Origin of the sequence: Vibrio sp. EA2, assembly GCF_033042495.1 — a bacterium.
In the GTDB taxonomy this organism is placed as follows: Bacteria; Pseudomonadota; Gammaproteobacteria; order Enterobacterales; family Vibrionaceae; genus Vibrio.
In genome coordinates this window covers 65,784-90,505 of the sequence record NZ_JAWLID010000004.1, presented here as the reverse complement: position 1 = coordinate 90,505, position 24,722 = coordinate 65,784, and the positions used below count along the sequence as shown (strand labels likewise).

General features: G+C 43.5%; 17 protein-coding genes. 11 read left to right on the top strand and 6 right to left on the bottom strand.

What is annotated here, in order from left to right; translation table 11 throughout:
* The first annotated feature begins 46 nt into the window (after positions 1-46).
* The 5 genes from RXX31_RS11365 to RXX31_RS11345 all read left to right on the top strand — a co-directional run bounded on the left by RXX31_RS11365 (position 47) and on the right by RXX31_RS11345 (position 7,326).
* Positions 47-1,438: an HlyD family type I secretion periplasmic adaptor subunit gene (locus RXX31_RS11365; protein WP_317589455.1), complete on the top strand. Its 1,392-nt coding sequence runs from the start codon at positions 47-49 to the stop codon at positions 1,436-1,438.
* A 126-nt stretch (positions 1,439-1,564) separates the two neighbouring features.
* Positions 1,565-2,248, top strand: a complete 684-nt coding sequence (locus tag RXX31_RS11360) for a transglutaminase-like cysteine peptidase (RefSeq protein WP_317589454.1) — start codon at positions 1,565-1,567, stop codon at positions 2,246-2,248.
* 5 nt (positions 2,249-2,253) lie between these two features.
* Positions 2,254-4,167: a LapD/MoxY N-terminal periplasmic domain-containing protein gene (locus RXX31_RS11355; protein WP_317589453.1), complete on the top strand. Its 1,914-nt coding sequence runs from the start codon at positions 2,254-2,256 to the stop codon at positions 4,165-4,167.
* Between the two features lie 14 nt (positions 4,168-4,181).
* Positions 4,182-6,296, top strand: coding sequence for a type I secretion system permease/ATPase (locus RXX31_RS11350; RefSeq protein ID WP_317589452.1), 2,115 nt, complete (start codon positions 4,182-4,184; stop codon positions 6,294-6,296).
* 439 nt (positions 6,297-6,735) lie between these two features.
* On the top strand, positions 6,736-7,326 hold the full coding sequence (locus RXX31_RS11345; protein WP_317589450.1) for a mechanosensitive ion channel family protein: 591 nt from the start codon (positions 6,736-6,738) through the stop codon (positions 7,324-7,326).
* 113 nt (positions 7,327-7,439) lie between these two features.
* Here RXX31_RS11345 and RXX31_RS11340 read toward each other — a convergent pair whose 3' ends face one another.
* On the bottom strand, positions 7,440-9,065 hold the full coding sequence (locus RXX31_RS11340; RefSeq protein ID WP_317589449.1) for a peptide ABC transporter substrate-binding protein: 1,626 nt from the start codon (positions 9,063-9,065) through the stop codon (positions 7,440-7,442).
* Between the two features lie 133 nt (positions 9,066-9,198).
* Here RXX31_RS11340 and mpaA point away from each other — a divergent pair, with 133 nt between their 5' ends.
* Positions 9,199-9,909 carry a murein tripeptide amidase MpaA gene (gene mpaA, locus RXX31_RS11335; RefSeq protein WP_317589447.1) on the top strand — a complete coding sequence of 237 codons (711 nt, stop codon included), beginning with the start codon at positions 9,199-9,201 and terminating at the stop codon, positions 9,907-9,909.
* 120 nt (positions 9,910-10,029) lie between these two features.
* Here the strand turns inward: mpaA and RXX31_RS11330 are convergent, their stop codons facing one another.
* The 4 genes from RXX31_RS11330 to RXX31_RS11315 form a co-directional block, all read right to left on the bottom strand.
* Positions 10,030-11,706, bottom strand: coding sequence for a FapA family protein (locus RXX31_RS11330; protein WP_317589445.1), 1,677 nt, complete (start codon positions 11,704-11,706; stop codon positions 10,030-10,032).
* A gap of 253 nt (positions 11,707-11,959) precedes the next feature.
* Positions 11,960-13,981 (bottom strand): tRNA(Met) cytidine acetyltransferase TmcA, encoded by a 2,022-nt coding sequence (locus tag RXX31_RS11325; RefSeq protein WP_317589443.1) that lies wholly within the window; start codon positions 13,979-13,981, stop codon positions 11,960-11,962.
* A 119-nt stretch (positions 13,982-14,100) separates the two neighbouring features.
* Entirely contained in the window at positions 14,101-15,075 is a 975-nt protein-coding gene (locus RXX31_RS11320) for a ParB/RepB/Spo0J family partition protein (protein WP_317589442.1), read from the bottom strand.
* Positions 15,076-15,082: 7 nt separating this feature from the next.
* Positions 15,083-16,300, bottom strand: coding sequence for an AAA family ATPase (locus tag RXX31_RS11315; RefSeq protein ID WP_317589440.1), 1,218 nt, complete (start codon positions 16,298-16,300; stop codon positions 15,083-15,085).
* Between the two features lie 1,226 nt (positions 16,301-17,526).
* Between RXX31_RS11315 and RXX31_RS11310 the strand changes: the two genes are divergently transcribed.
* The 4 genes from RXX31_RS11310 (at position 17,527) to RXX31_RS11295 (ending at position 22,298) form a co-directional block, all read left to right on the top strand.
* The gene (locus RXX31_RS11310; RefSeq protein WP_317589439.1) at positions 17,527-19,497 is read left to right on the top strand and encodes a replication initiator protein RctB domain-containing protein; all 1,971 of its coding nucleotides are present in this window, start codon (positions 17,527-17,529) and stop codon (positions 19,495-19,497) included.
* Between the two features lie 1,150 nt (positions 19,498-20,647).
* The gene (locus RXX31_RS11305; protein ID WP_237314411.1) at positions 20,648-20,845 is read left to right on the top strand and encodes a PA3496 family putative envelope integrity protein; all 198 of its coding nucleotides are present in this window, start codon (positions 20,648-20,650) and stop codon (positions 20,843-20,845) included.
* Positions 20,846-21,234: 389 nt separating this feature from the next.
* Entirely contained in the window at positions 21,235-21,444 is a 210-nt protein-coding gene (locus RXX31_RS11300) for a DUF3283 family protein (protein WP_176292162.1), read from the top strand.
* 137 nt (positions 21,445-21,581) lie between these two features.
* Positions 21,582-22,298 carry a YebC/PmpR family DNA-binding transcriptional regulator gene (locus RXX31_RS11295; protein ID WP_317589437.1) on the top strand — a complete coding sequence of 239 codons (717 nt, stop codon included), beginning with the start codon at positions 21,582-21,584 and terminating at the stop codon, positions 22,296-22,298.
* A 308-nt stretch (positions 22,299-22,606) separates the two neighbouring features.
* Here RXX31_RS11295 and RXX31_RS11290 read toward each other — a convergent pair whose 3' ends face one another.
* Entirely contained in the window at positions 22,607-22,993 is a 387-nt protein-coding gene (locus RXX31_RS11290) for a DUF393 domain-containing protein (protein ID WP_317589436.1), read from the bottom strand.
* A 461-nt stretch (positions 22,994-23,454) separates the two neighbouring features.
* Here RXX31_RS11290 and gltS point away from each other — a divergent pair, with 461 nt between their 5' ends.
* Positions 23,455-24,681 carry a sodium/glutamate symporter gene (gene gltS / locus RXX31_RS11285; protein WP_317589435.1) on the top strand — a complete coding sequence of 409 codons (1,227 nt, stop codon included), beginning with the start codon at positions 23,455-23,457 and terminating at the stop codon, positions 24,679-24,681.
* Positions 24,682-24,722 lie beyond the last annotated feature (41 nt).

Sequence of the window (24,722 nt, the reverse complement as noted above, 5' to 3'; positions counted from 1 at the left end):
TCATACAAGCAAAAAACAGAATGAGCCATGGTGATCAGGGAATGTGATGGGCCAAAATAATTACAGCAAACTCAGCACTGATGAATTGGATTTTGTCGACGATAAAACCGCAGCTTTGCTTCTCAATACCCCCAACAGTGCACGTTTAATGCTTTGGGTAATGGTACTTTTTTTTGTTGCCGCTATTGGATGGGCTTCCTGGGCGCAAATCGATAAAGTAACGGTTGGTCAAGGCAAGGTCATTCCTTCGTCACAGATTCAGGTCGTGCAAAACCTGGAAGGCGGATTGGTCAAAGAAATTTTAGTCAAAGAGGGTCAACTGGTCGAAAAAGGTCAGCAGCTACTGTTAATTGACGACACCCGATTTCGCTCCGACTTTCGTGAACGAGAGCAGCAAGTCGCGAACTTAACCGCCTCTGTTCTGCAACTTTCCGCCTCGATCAACAGTGTGGAAGTCAATCGAGATTTCGATACAGACAACTGGAAGCAGAGCGTCGTTCTGGATTATGGCAAACTGACGTTCCCTCCTTTGTTAGAAGAAAGCCAGCCACAACTCGCGCAGCGTCAAAAAGCAGAATACCGTGAAAACTTAGATAATCTGCGCAACCAGCTTTCCGTCATCGATCAACAAGTCCAACAAAAGCAGCAAGACCTTGTCGAGATCGAAGCTCGCGTACGGAACTTACGTCAAAGCTATCAATATGTGCGTAAAGAGCTCGATATCACTAAACCCTTGGCAGACGAAGGCGTTGTGCCGCGTATTGAACTGTTAAAACTGCAACGTCAGGTCAATGATACCCGCCGAGAAATGACCTCCAGCGAGCTCAAAATTCCAGTGCTCAAATCCGCGTTGAGAGAAGCCATGCTCAAGCGCATTGATGTCGCATTACAGTTCCGTTCAGAACAACAAGAGAAACTCAATAATGCGCAAGACCAGCTTTCAGAACTGGTTGAGTCGGCAGTTGGCCTGGAAGACCGAGTCAATCGTACCGTGGTTAACTCACCAGTGACCGGCAAAATAAAAACCCTTTACGTCAATACCGTTGGCGGTGTTATTCAACCGGGAATGGATATCGTTGAGATTGTTCCGACAGAAGATACCTTATTGGTAGAAGCCAAAATAGCCCCGAAAGACATCGCATTTCTGCGCCCGGACCTGCATGCGATTGTAAAGTTCACTGCTTATGACTTTACCAAATACGGAGGTTTGGAAGGGGAGCTCGAACATATCAGCGCGGATACCACTCAAGATGACGAAGGCAATAGTTTTTATATCGTCCGTGTGCGCACAGACAAAACAAGCTTCGGTCAAGATGCTGATTTACCGATTATTCCCGGCATGACGGCATCTGTCGATATCATTACCGGTAAGAGAACGGTTTTGGAATACTTGCTTGAGCCAATTTTGAAAGCCAAAACCAACTCATTAAAGGAGTAGACGACACTGGGCACTCTAAATTTACATTGAGTTCGTAAGGGCAGAGTTTGTAAGTTGTTAAATAAAAAGTAATTATTTCTCACAGACGAACTCGATATAAGAGTACACTTGTGACGTAAATCTAATATGCAACCCATATTTAAAAGTAAAGTCACATTACTAATTAGCATAAGTTGTCTTTCGCTCCAAACTGGCGCGTTAAACACAGAAGAGCAACGATGGGTCGATAAAGTCACGGCTGTGTACGGCCAACGAGCGGGAGTGCGTGTCAGTACGTGGAGAAACACACTGACCGAGCTAAGCAACGCAGATACCCATGAGAAACTCGCGGGGGTGAATCGCTTTTTTAATCAGCTGTATTTCGTTGACGATAATAAGCTTTGGGGCAGAACGGATTACTGGGCAACCCCCCTCGAATTCTTAGGCAGTAACGCTGGAGACTGTGAAGATTTCACCATTGCGAAGTATTTCTCATTACTCGAACTGGGTGTACCTGACTCTAAGATGCGTTTGGTATACGTTAAAGCTATTGAACTGAATCAGTTTCATATGGTGTTAGCCTATTACCCGACGGCCAGTGCAGAGCCGCTCATTCTCGACAACATAAATGGAGAGATTGTCAGAGCCTCTCATCGCCGCGACTTGCTACCGATTTACAGTTTTAATGGTACAAACCTGTGGTTAATAAAATCTTCTGCTGGCAGTGGAGAACTGGCAGGGAAAGCCTCTCGTTTGAGCCTTTGGAATGACTTACGCTCACGCGAACGTAAGTTGCAGTTAAAAAAACCTAAAATTAATTATGACGAGTGAAAAACATGACCCTATATAAGAAGCTAGTAGTGGGAATGGTTACGGTCTTTATACTCTTGATGGCATCAGTATTCGTAATTGAATTCAACACTACTCGAACCAGCCTGGAGCAACAGCAGCGTTCAGAGGTCAACAACACCATCAATACGGTTGGTTTGGCATTAGCGCCTTACCTGAAAGACAGAGATAAGGTCGCCGTAGAGTCGGTAATCAATGCACTGTTTGATGGCAGCACCTATTCGGTTGTACGTCTGACATCGCTTGACTCTGATTACCAGATAGTACGTACTTACCCAATCAAACCGAGCTCAGTGCCACAATGGTTTATTAACTTAAACCTCTTTAAAGCGATTCATGACAAACGTGTGGTGACCAGTGGTTGGATGCAGCTTGCCGAAGTGGAGATAATCAGCCATCCAGGCGCGGCCTATGAACAACTCTGGAAAGGGTTCGTTGGTCTGTTATCCGCGTTCAGTCTTCTCTTTCTGGTAGGGTTAATTGCCATCTCCTACATATTACGACGTTCACTGAGACCATTAGCGGCCATCGTGCAGAAAATGCATGACATCGCCAATAACCAGTTTGGTGAGCCACTTACTCGTCCTAAAACCAAAGACTTGATTGCTGTGGTTGATGGTATCAACACCATGTCGGCTCAAATCGAGTTGTCATTTAAAGAACAGGCGAAAGAAGCACAGCGTTTACGTGCTCAAGCTTATCTTGATCCAATCTCCAAACTGGGTAATCGCTCATTTTATATGAACCAAATCGATCAATGGCTAGCAGAAGAGACACAAGGCGGTATCGCCCTACTCCATGCAGAATATATTGGCGACATCTACGAAACTAAAGATTACCAACGCGCTGATGCCCACGTGAAAGAGCTTTCTCAGCGTCTAAAAAATACCATTGATGTACCGGGAGCAACAATTGCCCGCCTCTCTAGTGACGAATTCGGCCTTCTTTTCCCACATATGGATGAGAGTGAGCTGCGCATTATGGCTGACAGCATCGTCAACTGTGTCAATGGGCTAAACACCGATCCGACGGGTCTGGCTAAACCCAAAGCGGCACTCGGTGTTGCCCACAGTAAAGACCACAAAACCCACTCAGAAGTGCTATCTATGGTCGATAATGCCCTGTCCAAAGCAAAAGCTCAGCCAGATAAAGCGTATGGATTTATCGGGAGTGATTCCCCATCTAACCTGATGGGTAAACAGCAATGGAAGGCATTGGTTGAAGAAGCCATTCACAGTGACTGGATCCACTTCCGCTTTCAGGATGCTAAAAACACCTGGGGCAAGGTATTCCATAGTGAAGTCTTTTCTAGTATTGAAAAAGACGGCGAAACATTCCGCGCAAACCAATACTTATTCGCTCTGGAGCAGCTAGAGGCGACCAACATTTTCGATCAATACGTGATCGAGTCGATGATCAACCTGCTAGAACGTGGAGAGCAAACCGACCCTGTCGCAATCAACATCGCTCAGAGTAGTTTATCTCAGCCTTCTTTTATCCGTTGGACAACGAGCATGCTGGAAAAACACCCTGAGGTCGCGTCTAAGCTACACTTTGAGATTCCAGAAGAGTGCTTTATCGAACATCCTCACCACACCGCGTTGTTGTGTAATGCTATTCGACAGGCGGGAGCGATATTCGGTGTAGATAACTACGGTCGTAATTTCCAGTCGCTGGAGTACATCCAGGAGTTCCGCCCAAATTACGTGAAGCTCGATTATCTGTTCACGCACAACTTACACGATGAAAAGCAGAAATTTACGCTGACGTCGATCTCTCGTACAGCGCATAACTTGGGAATTACAACCATTGCATCGCGTATCGAGACTCAAATCCAGTTGGATTTCCTTGCTGAGCACTTTGTAGAGGTATTCCAAGGATTCATTGTCGACAAAGAATAGAAGGTTAAACTACGATGAAAGACCCTTTGCTGAACTCGCTCATCTACGTTAGCCGTTACTATGGATTAGCTAACTCACCGGAAGCACTGGTTAACGGACTGCCGCTCTCAGAAGGCAAACTCACTCCGTTTCTGCTTCCCAGAGCAGCAGAGAGAGCCGGGTTGGTCGCCAAAGAAAACCGTGGAGAGCTGGAGAGTATCTCCAGCTTAATACTGCCAGCAATATTAGTACTGAAAGATGGTGACTCTTGTGTACTGAATAGCCTCAACCCAGAAACACAAGAAGCGGAAGTCACCACCTTAGAAAGTGGAATGGTGCCTATCTCCATTTCACTACCTGACTTACTTCAACAATATGCTGGGCGCTACTTTTTAGTCAAAAAGCAGTTCCGTTTTGACGAGCGCTCGCCAGAGGTACTCAAAACCAATCAAGGTCACTGGTTTTGGTCGACTTTATGGCAATCGAAACGCATTTACCGTGATGTCTTCATTGCCTCGCTACTGATTAATATTTTCGCCATTGCCGCACCAATGTTTACTCGTCTGGTGTATGACAAAGTCATTCCCAACCTTGCCTTTGAAACCTTATGGGTACTGGCAAGCGGCGTATTTGTGGTCTTCTTATTCGATTTCATTCTCAAGACACTACGCAACTACTTCATTGATGTTGCGGGTAAAAAATCCGATATTCTGATTTCTTCTAAACTGTTTAGCAAAGTGATGGGGATCCGAATGGAGTCCAAACCGCCTTCCGTGGGTGCCTTTGCCCGTCACTTGCAAGAGTTTGAGTCGATTCGTGAATTCTTCACTTCGGCAACCGTCAGTGCCCTCATCGACTTACCATTTGCGATACTGTTTTTAGTTATCATTTGGCTAATGACTGGCAACCTCGTGTTTGTGCCTATGGTCGGTGTCATTATTTTGATCATCCACTCGTTAATCATTCAAAAGCCTTTGCGACGTTCAATTGAAGAAGGATCGCGTCTCGCTTCGCAAAAATACGCCAATTTGATTGAAAGCCTCTCAGGAATAGAAACGGTAAAAATGCTCAGCGCTCAAAGCCAGTTCCAGTACCGATGGGAAGAAGCCGTTGCACACATGGCAAACTGGAATATAAAAAGCCGACGTATCACGGACAGTATCCAAAACTCAGCGAGCTTCGTGCAGCAAAGTAGTAATGTCGGTATGGTAATTCTCGGTGTTTACTTGATTGCAGAAGGTGAGCTGACAATGGGTGGCTTGATCGCAGCAACGATGCTGAGTGGACGGGCCATCAGCCCAATGATTCAACTCTCTTTACTATCGACCCGCTACAATCAAGCGAAATCCTCGATGACCATCATTAATCAGGTCATGGAGATGCCAGATGAGCAAGAGGAAGGAAAGCGTTACATTCATCGTCCTATTGTTCAGGGTAAAATTGAACTCGAACGTGTCACCTTCCACTACCCTAATTCACCCGTTGCCTCGATCCGTGATTTAAGCCTAACTATCAATCCCGGAGAGAAAGTGGCCATTATCGGGCGTATAGGCTCAGGTAAGACAACATTAGAGCGCCTTATTATGGGGCTGTATCAGCCTACAGAGGGACATGTGCGCATTGACGATACCGATATAGCGCAGCTACATCACGTCGATATACGTCGTAATATTGGCTGTGTACCACAAGATCCAACCTTGTTCTTTGGGTCGATACGCGACAACATTACACTTGGCCGTCCACTGACAGATGATCGTGATGTCATGGATGCAGCGAATCGTGCCGGGGTGACGGCATTTACCCAATCCGATCCTGCGGGGCTTGAGCGTCAGGTTGGTGAAGGTGGTGCGATGCTTTCAGGAGGTCAAAGACAGGCCGTGACTATCGCTCGGGCACTGTTAGGCCATCCTCCGGTTTTGCTGATGGATGAACCAACCAGTGCCATGGATAACCGTTCTGAAATGCACATAAAGCATCAGTTATCGCAGTTGAAAGGCAATGAGACACTGGTTTTTATCACTCATAAGACCGCTATGCTCGATATTGTTGATCGTGTTGTCGTTATGGAAAAAGGCAGTATCATCGCGGATGGTCCAAAAGCGCAGGTACTAAGCGATTTGAAGCAAGGTAAAGTGCGTGCTGTTAGCTAGTTAGAAAGCAGACCTGACAATATCGCCCCGTAAACGGATCGTTTGCGGGGCTTGCTTTATCTGAGCCCGAAATAGTTAAGCTCTTCGAAGAACACCCAAACCAGCACTAAGCCAACAATCACAACCAGCATCATAATCGCTTTTTCATCTTCTTCCATATACGCTATCTTATTCTCAATCCTGTTTGGTTATTCAGCCGTTAACGTAAGCTTAATCGACACAAATAATTTGCTCTGATTCCTCTTAGGTTAGCAGTAGAAAAACGTTAATTCCGGGTGTCATGATGCGCTTCACTCGGTTCCATGACGGATATGAGAGATACATCAAATCTCACCCATGACTTGAAACAAGGTTGATGCCAGCAAAACAAAAATTTGTGATTACTTAGCGTAAAAAATCCGCTATAACAGCCGTTTGTTAGTACCATAGAGTTGAAGAAATGAATGATTGGATCCAACTGGATCAAGTGAACCAGTATTTCAGCGAGGGCTCTCTTGGATATAAAGTGTTAATGGGCATCATTGTCTTGATCACTTATCGGATCCTGAAAAGAGTTGCCAACCGAGCCATCATAAACCTAGCCTCATCGAAAGGGGTAAAGAAGGCACGCTTAAGCTTTATTCAGCGTTGCTTTAACGTGGCACTGTTGTTTCTGACCGCATCCACTTTTGCGATTGTCACTGGCATTGGGTACGGTGATGTATCACTGTTCCTATCCTCCATATTTGCAGTCCTGGGGGTCGCGTTTATTGCCCAATGGTCGATACTGAGTAATATCACCGCAAGCTTTTTGATCTTCTTCGTATTTCCATATCGCGTCGGAGATCGGATCAAAGTCGTCGATAAAGATGAAGATATCAGCGGTGAGATTCAAGAGATCAGCATGTTTCATGTGTTGATCAAGCACGAAAACGGCAACCTTATCACTTATCCAAACAACCAAATATTACAGAAAGCGGTGTTAAAACTGGCCAAAAACAAGCCTGTCGCAACTAAAGCCAAGTCCCGAATTTACACCCGAAGAAAGTAACCCGGTGCTCGAGTAAGTTGGTTTTAGACGTGGGAAGCAGATAGTCAGTCTGCGACAAAAAATAGTGTGATAAAAATTAAAGCCCCGAGAGTTCGCTCTACGGGGCTTTATTTTTACTTCTTAATGTACAGGTCTTTAGAGTAAATTCGACCTTCTACGTTGTTTTTAGCAAAGCCACCAACGTTGGGACGCACTAATCTCGCCTGCATGTAATAGTAAATTGGGGCGATAGGAACATCTGCCGCAATCAGTTTTTCGGCTTCGTCGTAGTACTCCTGACGTTTTTTATCGTCTGTGGTCACTAGAGCATTATCCATTGCCTGATCATATTCTTTGCTGTTGTAACGCGCAAAATTCCCCGAAGATTCTGACCTTAATAGACTCAAAAATGTTGACGCTTCATTATAATCACCACACCAAGAAGCTCGCATGACATCAAAATTACCTTGCTTACGAGCCACTAAATATGATTTCCACTCCTGATTCTCTAACTCAACCTTCGCATCCAGGTTTTCACTGAGCATTGAAGCGATAGCAACGGCAATGGCTTTGTTTGACTCACTCGTATTGTAAAGAAGTTTAAAATCGAGCGACTTATCTTTTCCATAACCGGCCTCTTCTAATAATTGGCGAGCTTTCTCGTTACGCTGTTGCTGTGTCCATTGGCTGTACTCTGGTTGAGTCGCATCAAAACCAGCCGTATATTGGTGGGCAAATGTGTACGCTGGTAAATTACCAACCTGAGTGACGCCGTTAGTGATGACATCTCTCATGATAGAATAGGACACAGCTTTGCGGACTCTGACATCATCAAACGGTGGACGTGTCGTATTAAATGCGTAGTAATACGTACACAGTAGCGGTACCACTGTATACGCGTCCTGATAATCTTGTTCGAGCTTCTGTGCCATATGAGTGGGCACGTCAGAGGTGATATCCACTTCCCCTACCACATAGCGATTAATCGAGGCATTTTGATTTTCGAACGGAATGTAAGTCACGCTGGTGAGATGCGTGTCGTCTGCATCCCAATAGTTAGGGTTTTTCTTCAATTCGATGCGTTCATTAACGACCCATTCGTCGAGGACAAATGCGCCGTTACTAACAAACTGTTTCGGATCGCTCCATGGCTTGTCTCCCTGCTCCACTGTTGCTTTATGTACAGGCATCATTGATGTGTGACCTGTCATTGCTACAAAATATGGGACCTTACCGTCTAGTTCGAAACGAAGTGTATAGTTATCTAACGCTTCAACACCCAGCTCTTCTACTGGTAGTTTACCTTCAGCAACATCCACAATATTCTTGATGCGTGTCATCTCAAGATACCAAACATTAGGTGACGCCAATTTCGGATCCACGGCACGTCTCAACGCGTAAACGAAATCTTCGGCTGTCACAGGATCACCGTTTGACCATTTTGCGTCTTTACGTAAGTGGAAGACAAAAGTCTGGTTGTCTTTGGTTTCCCACGACTGAGCTACTCCAGGAACAATATTGCCATTACGATCTTGAATGACCAGACCTTCAAATAAGTCTCGCAATATGTGCATTTCAGGCATCCCTTCTGCCTTTGCCGGATCGAGTGTTGCCGCTTCTGCGTCATTTGCTCGAACTAAAACTTGCTCAGCGGCAAGTTTAACGTCTCCAGGCATAACATCCGCAAACGCAGATGTTGTTACGACAGGGGTTAAAAGAGAGGAAATAAGTAATGTCATCGAGTGTTTTTTAATATCCATATCGGTTTTAGTTCTCCTAACTCGTCTTTTGAAGCCAGTGCCATAATTAACAATACAACCATTGACGAAATTTAACAGTTCGGTTTATCTAAGTAATTAAAATTAATCATACTTCATCTGGTAGGAGATTATGGTGAATCTAATTCCAAGAACGGAAAGAGCCGCATTTTTAATTAAGCCCATAAGCTATGGAAAATCCGTTCTGGGCGCACCCCTGCTTTATTTTCCTGCTCAAGTAGAAAGTAAATCACGGGGTTTGATTTTAGCGGGAACACACGGCGATGAGACAGCATCGATCACAGGTTTATCCTGCGCGTTGAGAAGTTTGCCAGAAAGCGGCTTATATCATGATGTCGTGTTATCCATGAATCCGGATGGTAACCAACTTGGTACCAGAGCTAATGCCAATCAAGTCGATCTTAATCGTGCCTTTCCAACCCAAAATTGGACTGAATATGGCACTGTATACCGTTGGAGCGCTCATACACCAGTACGGGACGTAAAAGTAAAAACGGGTAATGCGAGTCAGCTTGAGCCTGAGGTGGCTGCGCTGATCAATCTCATCGAAGAAAGACGACCAAAGTTTGTGGTCTCCTTTCATGAACCATTGGCCTTTGTTGATGACCCCAAATTTTCTGACCTCGCGAAGTGGCTTGGTAACCAATTCGATCTCCCACTGGTCGATGATGTGGATTACGAAACTCCCGGGTCATTTGGCACTTGGTGTAGTGAACGAGAACTGCCATGTGTTACTCTGGAATTACCTGCAGTTTCTTCTGATTTCACGATAGAGCAGTACCTTCCAGCGATAATCGCATTACTTCAGTATGATCCCGCTAATTAGCGTTGCAACACCAAATCAGGCTATCCATTACCCGCTTTAAATAAACTGATAAGTTTGCGATTTACACTGTAAAACGTTTTTATCGCAAAGAGAAAAACCAAATTGACAACCAACTGATATCTAAGCAGTAATAGATTCTTGTTCAAAATTCGCAGACACCTTAATCTCGTATTGATTAAATCGAAACGAGCATCCACCGTGAGTACGTTTAGTTGTCACTTGCTCGGAATTAAACTGAACGGTAACACGTGAAAATACGTGTTCTTTCGCTTCCACTTTATTGTCATTTAACGCGAGTTCAAACGCAGCCTCAGCTTGATCAAGCTTGAGCTTTAACTCTTCTAATAAACGATTATTTTGGCGTTTTTGTTTTTGTATGTCAGCCTGCTCAGCGTCACTACGTTCTGCTTTTGACCGCTTTTTGAATGCTAACTCTTTACGGATCACATCCATCGTGCCCGCTTGCGCAATTTTATATTGTTCTTTCAACTTACCGATGCGTTCCTTATACAAGGAATAATCGCTAAAGGCTTCAACCTTTGTTGCAGTATCTCCTTCAACCCCTAATTGTAAGCACAATACACTTTGCCCCACTTTGGCATGACCACCACTCAATGTGCCGTTTTTGCCGCTGACATCCAGCACAGTCAGATTCTTACCACAATGAATATCGTTATTCATGCTATGCACTGCAAGTTCAATATCTTCACCCGCAGATAATTCACAATACTGCGCGTAATTAGCTCGGATAGACCCTTTAGTTTTCACACGACAACTTTTAGGTTGACCATCACTTACCGTATGACCAATGATTCCTTTCCCTACCAAGATATCATCACACGCTTGCACATCAGCTGACTCAATAAAACCACCTACCGTGATCGAACCGGTTGCCTGAACAATCATGCCAGGCTCGATGTTACCACCAATAATCACATTTCCTTTAAATTTAACGTGGCCGGTGTTAACGCCAATATTATTGAGACACAACGCGTTATCGACTTCAATCGTATTGTTCTTAATTAACGGAGTTCCAGATGTTGAAGCAATGAGAAGATTTGGATCGCTGCGACTAACTTCGGTACCTTTACCTGGCTTGAGCGTTATATCGTTTCCAGCTTGTGGCGGAATAACTCGACCTTGGACAGTATAACCTGGCGTGCCTCTGGTGGCTGGCACTCGACGCAAGACTTCATCACCAGTATTGACAGATATTGTTTCGCCGAGATTTCTCAAGTCGATTTTGTCACCGCTCGACTGACCTTGTTTTGGCTTAAGTATGCGTTTAGTAATGTCTTTTACCAGGGGAGTAAAGATTGCATCATTCCCCTTGACTGGCTGTTGGCCGACTGCAACAGGTTGGGTGAACGTTACACCGGGCTTAAGCTGACTACTCACCAACATCACTTTCTTTAGGGCAAGTTTGTTGATGCCTTTGGTCACCTTTGCTTTTGCAAGTGCACGAACAATTTCTTCGCCTCTTAATCCTCTTCCACCATAAGCACCAATAACTGTGATACTTGCGAGCATATCATTATTGGACAGCTCAATATGGAGGTGGGCATTTTTCTTTTGAGCGATCACTATGCCTTGGTAAGCCATCGCTTCTCGAACTCTCACATCGTCAATAAATCGACTTACCTCATCATTCTCTACATATAGTGAGTCGGCGTTCATCAAAGTTAATTGTGCAGGTAACTCTTCTTTATCGAGTGCACCTGCGAGTTCCGCATCTCGCGGAAGACGAGCAATTATCCGGGTTTTATCTTCAGACCACTCAAGGCAAAGATTCCACATAGCAATACCACTTTGCTGTACATCAACGTGTTCAGTCTAACTAAAAAGATTTCCTCCACAAACTGCGCTGTTTTAATAATCAGGCTTATGTCACTAACAGTAAGCGTTTTATCAATGACAGTAACTCTATGAACCGACGAGTTTATTAATCAAAATTCGTCTACAAACAACAAATAAAAAAGAGGAGATTTACAGTGTAAACCTCCCCTCACAAACAATTTAATTTACAGTGTAAATCTAACGGGCGTCTGTTTTACAGTGTAAATTGTTTTAGTAGCGATTGAACTTCGCGTCGAATCTCTTGTTCAACCTGCTTACGACCTGTCAGTTTAAACTGTTTCGCACAGCTATCCCAACCGTGGCTGAGGAACAACTTACAGATCATTAAATCAGAAACCGACACTAAACCATTTTTCAATAACCACTGCTTTAACCATACAAACACAGATTCGTAACTCCCACCACCTTGAGCGTAATTACGAATAAGAGTAAGTTGGCAACTATGAAGAACAACATCCATTCTTGGCGCACTCAATAAACGTCGAAATAAATTAGGCTCTAACTTCGAGTAGACATGATCGGCGCTCATCGGCAGAAGCTCACGTAAAAGCGCTTCCGCTTCATCAATCCATCGGTGTGGATTATTGGCTAACTGTTTGACCATCAGTAACGAGTAACATCCACTAGCGGCATCACGCATCGTGCCGAGACGAATTGGTTGATAAGCAACACCACTCCAAAAGCGCAACAGCTCATCTGTCAAACCAAAGCTGGTGGACAGATAATTGATATGAGAAGGTAGATACTGCTCAAGTTGAGAGAGCATCTGCTTACCAAGGCCTTTGTTTTGTAACTCAGGATGAACCGCAATACGCATAATACGAAGCGTTGAAAGCCTACCAACATCAGGCATACCGAGTTGATTGATAATAGTAACAGGTGTTAGATGACCGGGTGGACGACGTCTGCCAAGTTGAATATCAGAAATAATCGAATTATCTAAACTCCCCTCTTCGACCGCCATGATGACACCAACTATTTTATTTTCGCTGCTTGCCACATAAATAGAGCTGCGTTCATCTTGAAGCGCGTGAAGCAGGTCATTTGGTGACGTTTGATAGTGTGCATTGACCAAAAGAGCAAAACATTCCCTGAGTAAACTCGAATTAGAAACCAATTCCTGCTTTGTGATTTTTTCAAGCTGGAGCTTCTCTGCAACTATGACTTGAGGGTCAGTAAGTTCAGCATCCAATACAAACGCCTCATACAGCCATGACTCGAGAAAATCACTCTCACTCCAGCGGATCGGCTGCTGCAGATGACATGTTTTCATTCCTGGTCTTTGCTTTTGCAACCAGTCAACAAACTTAAGCGTAAACCCTCGGCCACAACCTTCATAACCATGAATTGTGCTGGAAAATACCAGACGGTGATAATGTGCGGTTATCTGCTGCAACATGGGAACAGGAATTGCTGCTGCTTCGTCGACCAATAGCAAATCACATTCAGGCATTGACGAAAGCAACTCGTCCGGTGCTATAAATTGTATGCTCCCTTGCCCGGCTTCGAATCGGTCCTTTCTGACACGTTGACCACTTTGCATTACTCTTAGAGCATGTTCGAAAACTGGTTCTACCGCTTTAATAGAGGGTGCCGTCACTAACACATGTAACGGCTTATTGTGTAATAAGTTGGCGCACGCGATACCAAGGGCACTGCTTTTTCCTCGCCCACGGTCAGCGGTTAAAACCAAAGGTCGTTTTCGGTGTCCTGTTACCACTTTTTCAATCGCGGTAACGGCCTGTTGTTGCTGTGCGTATTGAGAAATTTTACTGGTCGGTTCAAAACTTGGTAATTCAGGCAACCCTTGATGTTGTTCTACGACACATAACTTCTGCCACTGAGTAGTCATCCATTTTTGGGCGTAGTTTGAAGGTTCTATGTCACTGACAGCAACAATAAGAATACCGCCACCGACTAATGAACCTAATGCCGCTGTAAAACTATTCGCATCGAAACTGTTGCTCGCGTCATAGACCAGTACGTCACATTCTCTGCCTAATAACATATGGCCTTGTTTGGCTGAGACACAATTCACGTCTTGCAATGACCATTCACCAACACAAAACCAACGTAATTCTTGATGAGTTTGGTGAAACGATTCGATCAGTGCGTTTTGCCATTTAGCATCGCCTTGAATAGCTACGCCTATTCGTTGGAAAGATAAGGATGCCTTTTGTTGAAGTAAAGCGAGAAACTCAGTTTGTGTGTGCATGCTGCGTACCCAAGGTTGAACCAAGCACATGTTAGCACAATTTAAACTGGTGACTCAGTGGCAACAAAAACAACAGACCTAAAAAAACCGCCCGAAGGCGGTTGATGTTATGACTAGCGCTATTGCAGTTTGCTGTGAACGAAAGCAAGAATTTCTTCCATTAAGCTGTCATCCACTTTTTTCAGGTTAAGAGCCAAATTACTGCCTTTACGGCTGTAGCTCGCACGACCTTTTATTAAATCGACTTTGTCAGCCTTTGCTGATGGCTTAGCTGGCGACAATTCAGAAATCCAACTTTCTAGACTCTCCGTGACTTCTTTAGTCAATCGCGCGACACCTTGCGCTGAGCTGCGCTGCCACAAGTAACCTTCCGACGTACGGCACTTATCTAATAACCCTTGCTGGTGTTCTGGGCTTAAGTTAGTGAACTGCTTGTGTAGTTTCACAATTGTCGGGCGCCCAAGATCACCTACATTTGGATACGCTTGAAGCAACTCTAATGGTAGCGAGGCCGCTTTTAGTGCACCACTCACCAATGCTTCACTGCACTGGAACATTTTAGCGAGTGCTTTTTGGTCCTCTGCTTCACCACTATCTAGCTTAGCCTGCATCTCCTTACCTTTTTCATAAAGTGAAAGCGGCTTATGAGCATTTGCAACATCAGATAAGAATTTTGCATGATTGGAATTTATGTTGTTGCCAACATAAACCAAGAAATCCTGCTCAGCCAAGATACAAGATTTACGACGACGACTACCGTCTAATACTTCAATCTTGCCATCCTGGGTACGACGGCCAACCGCTGGATATTGCTGGCCACGCTCTTTTAACGTAACCAATACATCAGATAAAGCGTGCTCATTCAAGAAAGACTGTTCACGTGCGTTATCAACAAAAACGGTTGTTTCTGACTCTACCTTATCGGCAGGTATACGAACCAATTCGAATTGAACGGTATTCTCACCCGCTACCGCTAACTCAATTGTCTGTGTTTTTTCTTTTGCTGCGGTTTGCGCTTCCTGAGGTGTTACCACACGACGTTTATTGGTTTTGCCAAATAATTTTGCGTTTAATTCAGACGTTTTCAAAGCCATTTACTTATTACCCCTGATTCAATGACGGCCAATTAGAGTGCAATACGCGCTCAAGTTCAAGTGAGCTCTTATGAACAGCGTCTTGAGCAGTTGCGAGCGTTTTTTTACCACCTTCGAAATCACTCACGGTAAGGTCAAATACCGTACTATACGTGTCGGCACAGGTTTCAAACGCTCGACTACGTGGAATAGTGGCCATCATAACTTGATCACCTAGAAGATAGTTCATTTCAGTTAAAACAGAAACTTGCTTCTTATTGTCGTCCTCAAACATGGTTGGCATCAAGCGAACAAACTCAAGACCATTCCAATCTTCTGGGAACATTTCATATACCGTTGGCAAATGCTGGAAGAAGTTTACCGTCGAAGCCCAGTCAAGACGCTTAGCGGCACAAGGAATCAATAGCGCGTTAGAAGCGTACATTGCATTCCAAACTAATGGATCCACGTGTGGGCCGGTATCAATCATGATGATATCAAAGTCGTCTGCAATTTTGTCGATGAGCTGCTCTTTTAACAAACGTACAATATCAAGCGATGGATCTTCAGATAGCGTCTGCCATGCTTCAGCGTTAAACATCGCGTCTTCAGGAAACGCAGAAATCGACTTTAAGTTCGGATATTGCGTTGGAAGCAACACATTCTTGCGCAAGAACTCGCTATCAATTTCTACGCCATCTGGCACGTTACCTAACATAATATCGACCGCAGAATAGATATTATCATGCTCGGCGACACTGATTTGCGGATTTAGGAATAGACGCAGTGAACCCTGTGGGTCCAAGTCTATCAAACAAATGCGGTAGCGTTTATCTAAGTTCAGCGCTAAACAAGCGGCTAAATGCACCGCCGACATCGATTTACCTGTACCACCCTTTTGGTTTTGTACGTTGATAACCCAAGGCTTATTGCCATTATTTTTTTTACGCTCATGGAATTTAGGTACCTCAGCCGCATCCATAAGCATATGTGCTTCATCTAGAGTAATAGAATAATGGTTGGCATTATTCTTTGTAAATTGATGGCCAGCGGCTTCCATTTTACCAATTGCGTCATCGAGTTTTCGACGAGTCAGACCCGAACGGGTTTCCATCATTGCCTTAGACATTGGAGGGAAGTAATTGTCACTTCGCTCTTCCAAAACAATCTCAATACGGTCAGCTTGAACCTGTTGTGTTAGTTCCGCTAACTCATGCAGGTTTTCAATCGTTTTTTCTCTTTTCATGCCAAATTCCGTTGAAAGGATATCTGATTGCAATTGTACAGCACCAAACATCAAAAACAACAAAAAGGTGAACAAACATTTTGAATAACAATCACATATAAAAACATTAAAATCGACTATTTTATGAATTATGGCGAAAAACATACCGAAATATAATCAAACAACTTCGAATAAATACATTGCTAACGCTATAAATTTAAAGTGTTACAGCGTCACACATTTACAATGTAAATTAAATTTATACGGAACGATTATATTCGCCAGATAAATTACGGATTATGTAAAATCAATACCTGGATACAGAAAAATAGATAAACTTGAATAAGTTTACCTCTCGGAAGGTATCTTGATCATGCATCCGAAGCAATAAATACAGATATAGAACGAACACTCTGGACACATGATCAAGGCATACTCTTGATCATATGTCCGGGCCATAACCGAATAATGAAAGCATGATCAAGGTAAAAGAGGGGAGGGCTTGAAGTAACAGAGATTAAACTACGCGATCAAACTTACGGAAAAATGATCAAGTAAACAGGTTTCCCGGAAGCATGCTTTTTATTCGCTATTTTACGGGCGAATGCAGACATACTGGGGCATTCAGAGAAAAGTACGCGGAACGATGAAATAAAAACATCGAATTGGTTAAGTTCTCTTATCATGATCATGCTTCCTAAATTTAGGGTAGGTCGAGTATTTACAGGCCTTAGATTGAATTCTGATGAGTTTTTCAACACATGAATAATTTACCAGCAAAATCAGACTTCAATCTGTCATTATTATTCGTCTTGATCATTGATCCGGAGCTAAATACAAAATGATATTCACTGTATTGGCATCTTAGTTGATCACACCAATACCGATTTCTGTGGATAACCTGTAAAAATATGATGATCATCGTTTCACAAACATTTTGATCATCTTTTCATAAACTTAATGATCATGCTTACGGGATAATATGATCATGCTTTCGGTAGCTTGTTGATCATAGTTTCAGAATTATTATGATCATTGTTCCGAAAGACGTTAAAATAATAACCCTATAAAACAAAAACTTATATAAAGTTCGAAAGCCAGATCATTAGATCATATAATCAATTAAGATCAGAATAATCAAAAAGATCAGTTATTTAAAAAACAAGATTTTTTCTTTATTTATGATCTGTTTTTCTTTATTCTTCGGAACCATAGCACAACTACGGCTAGTGTGATCTGGATCTAAAATGACGGCTGATGAAAAAATTCTGATTAAAGCACCAAGAAGCCACAAAGATGGGCATCTTTTTGAAGTGCACGAATCTTCTGCAGATTGGGTAGAGCAATACCAACACTTCAAAGGAGTGACTAAAAGCATCTTAGAGTTGCTTAATCTTATCTCATTGAGAGGTTTCAGCAGCAAAGATGGGCTGGTATCAACTACGGAAATTGTTGAAGCCACAGATGGTCAATTAACTCGTGCGGCACTTCAACAACGTCTGAGAGCGGCAGTAAACATTGGTTTATTTACTCAAACTCCAGTTCGCTTTGAAGAAGGACTGGCAGGAAAAACCATGTTACATAAGTTTGTTAACCCTAATAAACTTATTTCTGCTTTGGGTGCAACAAGCTTAGTCACAGAAAAAGTTCGTCAGAATGAAAAGCAAAAACGCTCGAAAGCATTAGCACAAACGCAAGTAAACAAACGCTTATTGACGGAACATGGTCTAAATACACCACCAACGATGAAGGATGAAGCGGATCAATTTGTTGTCTCTCCAACTAATTGGGCAGGGATCATCGATCAGGCATTGGCGCCTCCGCGTACTCGTAAAAGTTATCAGAAGTCCATGGTGTCAATTTCTGGCACTAAAGCCGTCATTGAGACACGATCATCCAAAAATATCATGACCGTAGATGATCTAATGACCTTGTTTGCTCTGTTCACATTGACGGTGCAGTATCATGATCATCACAAAGATCAGTATCACCTCGACGCCGCTCACGTACCGAACAAAACGCCGTTATACATTACCGATATTTTGTCGCTAAGAGGCAAAAAAGACAGCGGGCCAGCCCGTGATTCTATTCGTGACAGCATTGACCGTATTGAGTTTACCGACTTCCAATTGCATGAATTAACTGGTCGTTGGCTGAGTGAAAACATGCCAGAAGGTTTTAAAAGTGATCGATTCCGTTTTCTCGCTCGAACGATCACCGCCTCAGAAGAAGCGCCCGTTGAAGGCAGTGACGGCGAAATTCGGATCAAACCCAATTTGTATATATTGGTTTGGGAACCCTCGTTTTATGAAGAGTTGCTCACTCGCGATTACTTTTTCCTGTTTCCACCAGAAATCCTGAAACAGCATACCCTCGTGTTTCAGCTGTATTCATTTTTCCGTAGTCGTATGGTTCGTCGTCACACCGATTGCATGTTGCTCAGTGAACTGAATCAGAAGTTAGCGCGCAACATCGAATGGCGACGGTTTTCCATGGATCTTATTCGTGAGTTGAAACGATTATCGGACGGCAAAGGAACGGAGACTCTGTTTGTTGTGAATCTGTGGGGTTATCACCTAACGATCGAAACAATGATCGAGAATGACAAAGTGATGGATTACCAGATCGATATAAAATGTGATGTGGAAGAAGTGTTGCGCTACTCACGTGCGCGAACAACCAACGCAGGAAAGCGTAACATGGCTCCTACGCTGCCAAACCCGCTTCGCAATGAGATGGTGACCAGACAACAGCTTGAAGAGCTCTCAGGCATCATTGACGGCGAATTTGAGCCTATCCAGCGAAAAGCACCGTCTCCGAGAGGAAATTTAGGCCGTCGCGTGAAGCAAAGAAAGCACCTTGTTGAGATCAATGCTGATGAGATAACCATCACTCTATCTAAATATACCTCACCAGAGGCTCTGGAACGCAGTATAACGGCGTTATCAGCAATGACCGGGCACTCGTACGCCTCAATCAAAGAAGAGTGCTCTGATTACATTGAGAAGCTTGACTGGCTAAGGGTAGGGGATGAGCCTATACCCTATGAGACTTTAAGCAAAACCGTCGAGCTGTTTAACACTCAAAATGATCTCAAGCATCTTACCATTGAACGTTTGATTGCTGGTTTAGCGGTTCGTCGTAAGGTTTGTAGACAAATCTATGATGGTCATATGGATGAAATGGTATACCGAGCACTTGATGAAATGGCCATTTAACATCATGAAATTTGATGTATTAAGGCCGATTCGTGTGACAGATTGATCTTAAATGTAAAAATATATTTCGATGATAGAAAGCAGACCTAACTCTAACAAAATGATGACATTGCCCCTCTGAGTCGAGACTAAGCTTGATCCCGAATAGACAACCTTTTGTCCTTTCTGATGATTAATAGATAGGCTCATATATTGTTACATTCATTCTGAATAGACTTCGCGAGTTTCTCCTCAAGGAACTCGCTTTTTTTTGTCTAAAATTCAGCTACCACCTTGATCACTTTTCCGCTTTAATGGTGTAAACCTTGATCATGCTTCCTAGGCTTATTCCAATTTAACGATCGCATCAACGCCTCATGTGGGACTCTACAAGTTATGAGCCTGGTGCTGACACTCACTTTTATCACACTGTGATTGTAAAACTCCGCAGCGAGCACTGTGACGTGCTGCAATCGTTTCAAACACCATTCTTTAAACAGGATATCGGTTTCTACCTGACATACGGCTTTTGACAGTTTTTATCTTCAGCAAGCTCTGGGCCAAATACATCAGCCTGCACCTGAAATAGATCAATGCTAACTTTTCAACTTGATCATGCTTCCGATCTTAATACCACATTGAGATCTGATCTTGCCAGGTACTCAATTCCATTGCGCTGCCTCAGTCTATTGTTTTACAAAGTGGTTTGAGCCAATGTGAGAATATTCGTCAACCAGTACACAGCCCGATTACGAATCTCATCGGCACTTACCGAATCGTTTGGTTCATTTTCGACTAAGTGATCAAACCAGTGAACAAACCAAGGTCAGCAGCGGGGAACAGGAGATAACTAAACTGGTGGGTTTCACTGCGTTACCATCACCATTATTAGTGAAGTGACTCTAAAATTAAGTGAAACAAAAAGTGGTTTACGGAGTAGGTTTAAAATGTCTCAGGGAACAAAAATGAGAGCTGGATCGGCACACTTTTGCTAGGGGTAATCATTCAAATTTAATCTTAATTTATCCCTTTGGCAAAACTTAAATGATGAATCTGTTAATGACTTGGTGAAAGGTAGGGAGGGTTCACATTTCCCTATAGTTTTTCTTACCACACTTCATGGGGTTTGCTATAGATTACTCATCGAAAACATGGTGTGTTCGGAGGAAATATGTCCATTAATTCTATCGACCATGAAGAAATGAGTAACATTGCTCACAAGTGGGAACTACCTGAAGAAGAATCCGTTGTGCAGCCTGACAAAACCGTGAAGTCGGCAGAAGCCAGAAGACGCATTGAGGCACTTCGTGAAATCCGTGAAAGCGGTTTAACGATGGAAGAAGCCAGAGAACTGGGTTTGATTCACTGATTCATCTTTGTCACCAATAACTAATCTATAGGGTAGCGTTCTGCTACCCTTTTTAATATTTCGGGCTATCACATTATCTTATCGTGTATTGTTTTAAATTTTAGCCGACGCTTATCTGTTGTTCAGGATTCGCAGGACAATGATGTCATCAAAGCCGGCTGTCCCTTTAGTGAGCGAGGCCTGTTTACAGTGTAAATGGGTCTGGCAAAAAAATAACGCCATTGGGATGCGTTGTCAGGGATGTTTATTAGCCGCGAAGGCGTTGAAGTTTGAACCGATATTCACAACAGGAGTTTGAAATTGATCAAGTTAAGTGCGTTTCTATTCTCCAATTGCAAGTCGGTATGCTATAGTGCGCGGCTAGTATTTAAAGTACCTTGAGGCTGTGAATGTCGTTTAATCTATCCCTATTGCCGCCTGATGAAAAAAACAAAATCGAACTGGATAAGCAAGCGTCGTTTTTGGTTTGGAAACTCAGAGAGGCCAAATCTGGCCCAGAAGCAATAGATGAGCAACTATCTAAGATTAACGATGCTGATGAAAAAGCGTTTTTCCAGCAATCGGTTGAAAAGTACAAGCGAGTAATGGGTGTCGCGTAACGCGAGTCGTGGCTCTGGTGTAAATCAATGCGGCGAATGAGATAACTTCCCCATTCCTCAGCAAAGCGAAAATTGAAATGGTTTCGCTTTTTGCTAAAATCCTTCGCATTAAATTTGAATTTAGAGAGAACATCCCGATGGGAAGAAGTTTTGAAGTGCGCAAAGCCTCAATGGCGAAAACAGCGGGCGCAAAAATTAAAGTTTATTCCAAATACGGTAAAGAAATTTACATGTGCGCGAAAAATGGCGGTGCAGACCCAGACATGAACTTGTCTCTTAAGCACCTGATCGCGAAAGCGAAAAAAGACCAAGTTCCTGCACACGTTATCGATAAAGCGATTGATAAAGCGAGTGGCGGTGGCGGTGAAGATTACGTTCCTGCACGTTACGAAGGTTTTGGCCCTGGTGGCACAAGTGTCATCGTTGATTGTCTAACTGATAACGGTAACCGTACTTTCCAAGATGTTCGCCAGTGTTTTGTAAAAACAGGTGCGAAAATTGGTGTTGAAGGTTCTGTATCTCACATGTTCGATCACCAAGCGGTATTCCAGTTCAAAGGCGATGATGACGAAATCATCCTTGAAACGCTGATGATGGAAGATGTTGACGTCACTGACGTTGAACTAGAAGACGGCGTGATTACCGTCTTTGCACCTCACACAGAGTTCTTTAAGACAAAAACAGCGCTTAACGGCGCATTCCCTGATCTAACGATTGATGTGGAAGAAATCACTTTCGTTCCTCAAACTCAAACGCCAGTATCGGGTGAAGATGCAGAGAAATTCCAGAAGTTCTTAGACCTTCTTGATGACTGTGATGACGTTCAGCAGGTTTACCACAACGCTGAGCTGTAATTCGTTCGCGAATTCGATTTAAAAGGCTTCCTTCGGGAAGCCTTTTTTTGATTGTGTGATAAATGCGTTTTCAATCGTGCTGATAGGGCGGAGGCACTACCACCATTTATCCGCGTTAATCCCCATCCACTCCACAAAAAGACCCGTTGGTCGTATACCTTGGCAGGGGAGGGCTGCTTATTCTTTACACTGTAAACCCGCTCATCATGCCATTCAAAATGTATTGATCTCACCTTTATGAAATTGAGTCGGAACCCAGTACCTGAGGAGGTTAGTCTCTTATTATCTCAAGTAGTGCTAACAAGGTATTAACGCGAACATTGATCGGTGCCGCAACGCGATGTGCCTGTGAGCCAATAGGAAATGCGATATCTGTTGTTGGCGAATTTTATATATAGCCAATCGGCAACGTGTCGAATCAAAGGCCAGCGTAATGGCGCATAGAGCCAACCTCTCCCCACCAGCTGCCATGCACGGTAGGTGACGTCTAAGCCGAGAAGCAAATTATCACCCTCGTCTAAAGCGTGGAGTATGGTATTGGCTTTGTCAGCGTCGATTTGCGGGTAACAAGAGAATGCGTCGCTATAGATATCGACGATGCGAATATACTGATGCGTATCGTGCTTTGTTAATGCTCTCATCTCTTTGGCACAAAGTGGGCAGGTACCATCGTAAAATATGGTGAGTTTTGTCATGGCTACTCCTTATACTCCTCTAAGAACACGAATTACTTACCCTGCTTATACGTTGTACCAGTGAGGTTGATTTTAACCTAATCCATTTTTTATTTTCAGATGATTACAGGATGAATCAATCGAGCTTTCAGTTATAGATTTCACAAATGCCATTGAAATAAAGACAGTTTTTGGTGATATGCTATAATCTGTTTTCGCGAAAGTGGACATTTTTGTTGTTGCTTGAGGCTTTCCCTGGATTCGGCTTGATTACACGCCCATAAGTCAGAGTTATGAAACTTCGATGGGAACAGTAACCCCAACAGCTTAAATTGTAATGTGATCTCACTGAATTTATCGCGCAGTTGTATGATTTTTTGAATATGTTTAAAAAATATCAGTGAGAATATTTGCCATGGGAATAAGGTTAAACTAACACTCAATCATTATGGAGGATGAAGAGAACAACAATAAGAGGTGATATGAATCATATAATATCTGTCGGGGCTCTGGAGTCCTTCATGGTTGCGATCAGTGTGCTTTTCTTGGGACATTTCGTTAATGCCAAGCTGCCGATTTTAAATAAGTTCAACATACCAGAGCCAATTGTGGGCGGCCTTATCGTAGCCTGTCTGATTACGACACTTCATTTCTACGGTATCGATTTAGAGTTTGATCTTCCGTTACAAAATACGTTTATGTTGATGTTCTTTTCAACCGTCGGTCTAGCCGCAAATTACACCCAATTGATGAAAGGTGGTGCCAAGGTTTTCATCTTCTTAGCGGTGGCTTCATTCTACATCATCATTCAAAATGGCGTGGGCGTTTCACTGGCAGCGGCACTTGGCTTAGATCCTTTAATGGGTCTGATCGCTGGCTCAATAACGCTTTCTGGTGGGCATGGAACGGGCGCAGCCTGGTCGCAAACTTTCCAGGATGTGTATGGATTGAATAACGTATTGGAAATCGCGATGGCGTCGGCCACATTTGGCTTGATTATTGGCGGTATTATCGGCAGCCCAATGGCCGAGCGTTTAGTCGATAAGCATGGTATTGAATCGGAATATGGCCGAAGTGCCAAAACGCATGAAAAATTCCCGGAATTGGTGACCTACAACGAGTACGAAGAGGACAAAGTAACGGCGAAAAAAGTGGTTGAGAAGCTGTTCTTTCTATTGATTTGCGTTACTGGCGCCAAGTATTTAGAGCAATGGGTTAGTTCATTCGACATTTCATGGCTGATGATTCCTGACTTTGTGTATGCGCTGTTTATTGGTGTGGTGGTGACCAACTTCCTGGAAGTCACCAAGCTTCGCAAGTTGGATGCAGAGACGGTGGATATGCTCGGTACGGTATCGTTATCTCTGTTTCTGGCGATGGCGTTAATGAGTCTGAAGCTGTGGAATATTTTCGATTTGGCTATTCCATTTCTGGCGATTCTGGCTGTGCAGTCAGTGGTACTGGCTATCTTTACCTACTATGTGACATTCAAAGTCATGGGGCGTAATTATGATGCTGCCGTTATTGCTGGTGGTCACTGTGGTTTTGGCCTGGGTGCCACTCCAACTGCGGTAATGAATATGGGGTCTATTGTTAACCGTTATGGACCGTCACCTCAGGCGTTTATGGTGGTGCCAATTGTCGGCGCTTTCTTTATCGATATCGTCAACTTAGTCATCTTGCAAGGATATATCTCGTTTCTTGGTTAAGAGGGCTGGGGAGTTATAAAAAAGGTCACAACGCAAGTTGT

Coding starts and splice junctions, on each gene's coding strand:
- RXX31_RS11350 (WP_317589452.1), top strand. CDS start 4,182: ATGAAAGACCCTTTGCTGAACTCGCTCATCTACGTTAGCCGTTACTAT.
- RXX31_RS11365 (WP_317589455.1), top strand. CDS start 47: ATGGGCCAAAATAATTACAGCAAACTCAGCACTGATGAATTGGATTTT.
- gltS (WP_317589435.1), top strand. CDS start 23,455: ATGAATCATATAATATCTGTCGGGGCTCTGGAGTCCTTCATGGTTGCG.
- RXX31_RS11310 (WP_317589439.1), top strand. CDS start 17,527: ATGACGGCTGATGAAAAAATTCTGATTAAAGCACCAAGAAGCCACAAA.
- RXX31_RS11305 (WP_237314411.1), top strand. CDS start 20,648: ATGTCCATTAATTCTATCGACCATGAAGAAATGAGTAACATTGCTCAC.
- RXX31_RS11330 (WP_317589445.1), bottom strand. CDS start 11,706: ATGTGGAATCTTTGCCTTGAGTGGTCTGAAGATAAAACCCGGATAATT.
- RXX31_RS11315 (WP_317589440.1), bottom strand. CDS start 16,300: ATGAAAAGAGAAAAAACGATTGAAAACCTGCATGAGTTAGCGGAACTA.
- RXX31_RS11295 (WP_317589437.1), top strand. CDS start 21,582: ATGGGAAGAAGTTTTGAAGTGCGCAAAGCCTCAATGGCGAAAACAGCG.
- RXX31_RS11325 (WP_317589443.1), bottom strand. CDS start 13,981: ATGCACACACAAACTGAGTTTCTCGCTTTACTTCAACAAAAGGCATCC.
- RXX31_RS11355 (WP_317589453.1), top strand. CDS start 2,254: ATGACCCTATATAAGAAGCTAGTAGTGGGAATGGTTACGGTCTTTATA.
- RXX31_RS11300 (WP_176292162.1), top strand. CDS start 21,235: ATGTCGTTTAATCTATCCCTATTGCCGCCTGATGAAAAAAACAAAATC.
- RXX31_RS11360 (WP_317589454.1), top strand. CDS start 1,565: ATGCAACCCATATTTAAAAGTAAAGTCACATTACTAATTAGCATAAGT.
- RXX31_RS11340 (WP_317589449.1), bottom strand. CDS start 9,065: ATGGATATTAAAAAACACTCGATGACATTACTTATTTCCTCTCTTTTA.
- RXX31_RS11320 (WP_317589442.1), bottom strand. CDS start 15,075: ATGGCTTTGAAAACGTCTGAATTAAACGCAAAATTATTTGGCAAAACC.
- RXX31_RS11290 (WP_317589436.1), bottom strand. CDS start 22,993: ATGACAAAACTCACCATATTTTACGATGGTACCTGCCCACTTTGTGCC.
- RXX31_RS11345 (WP_317589450.1), top strand. CDS start 6,736: ATGAATGATTGGATCCAACTGGATCAAGTGAACCAGTATTTCAGCGAG.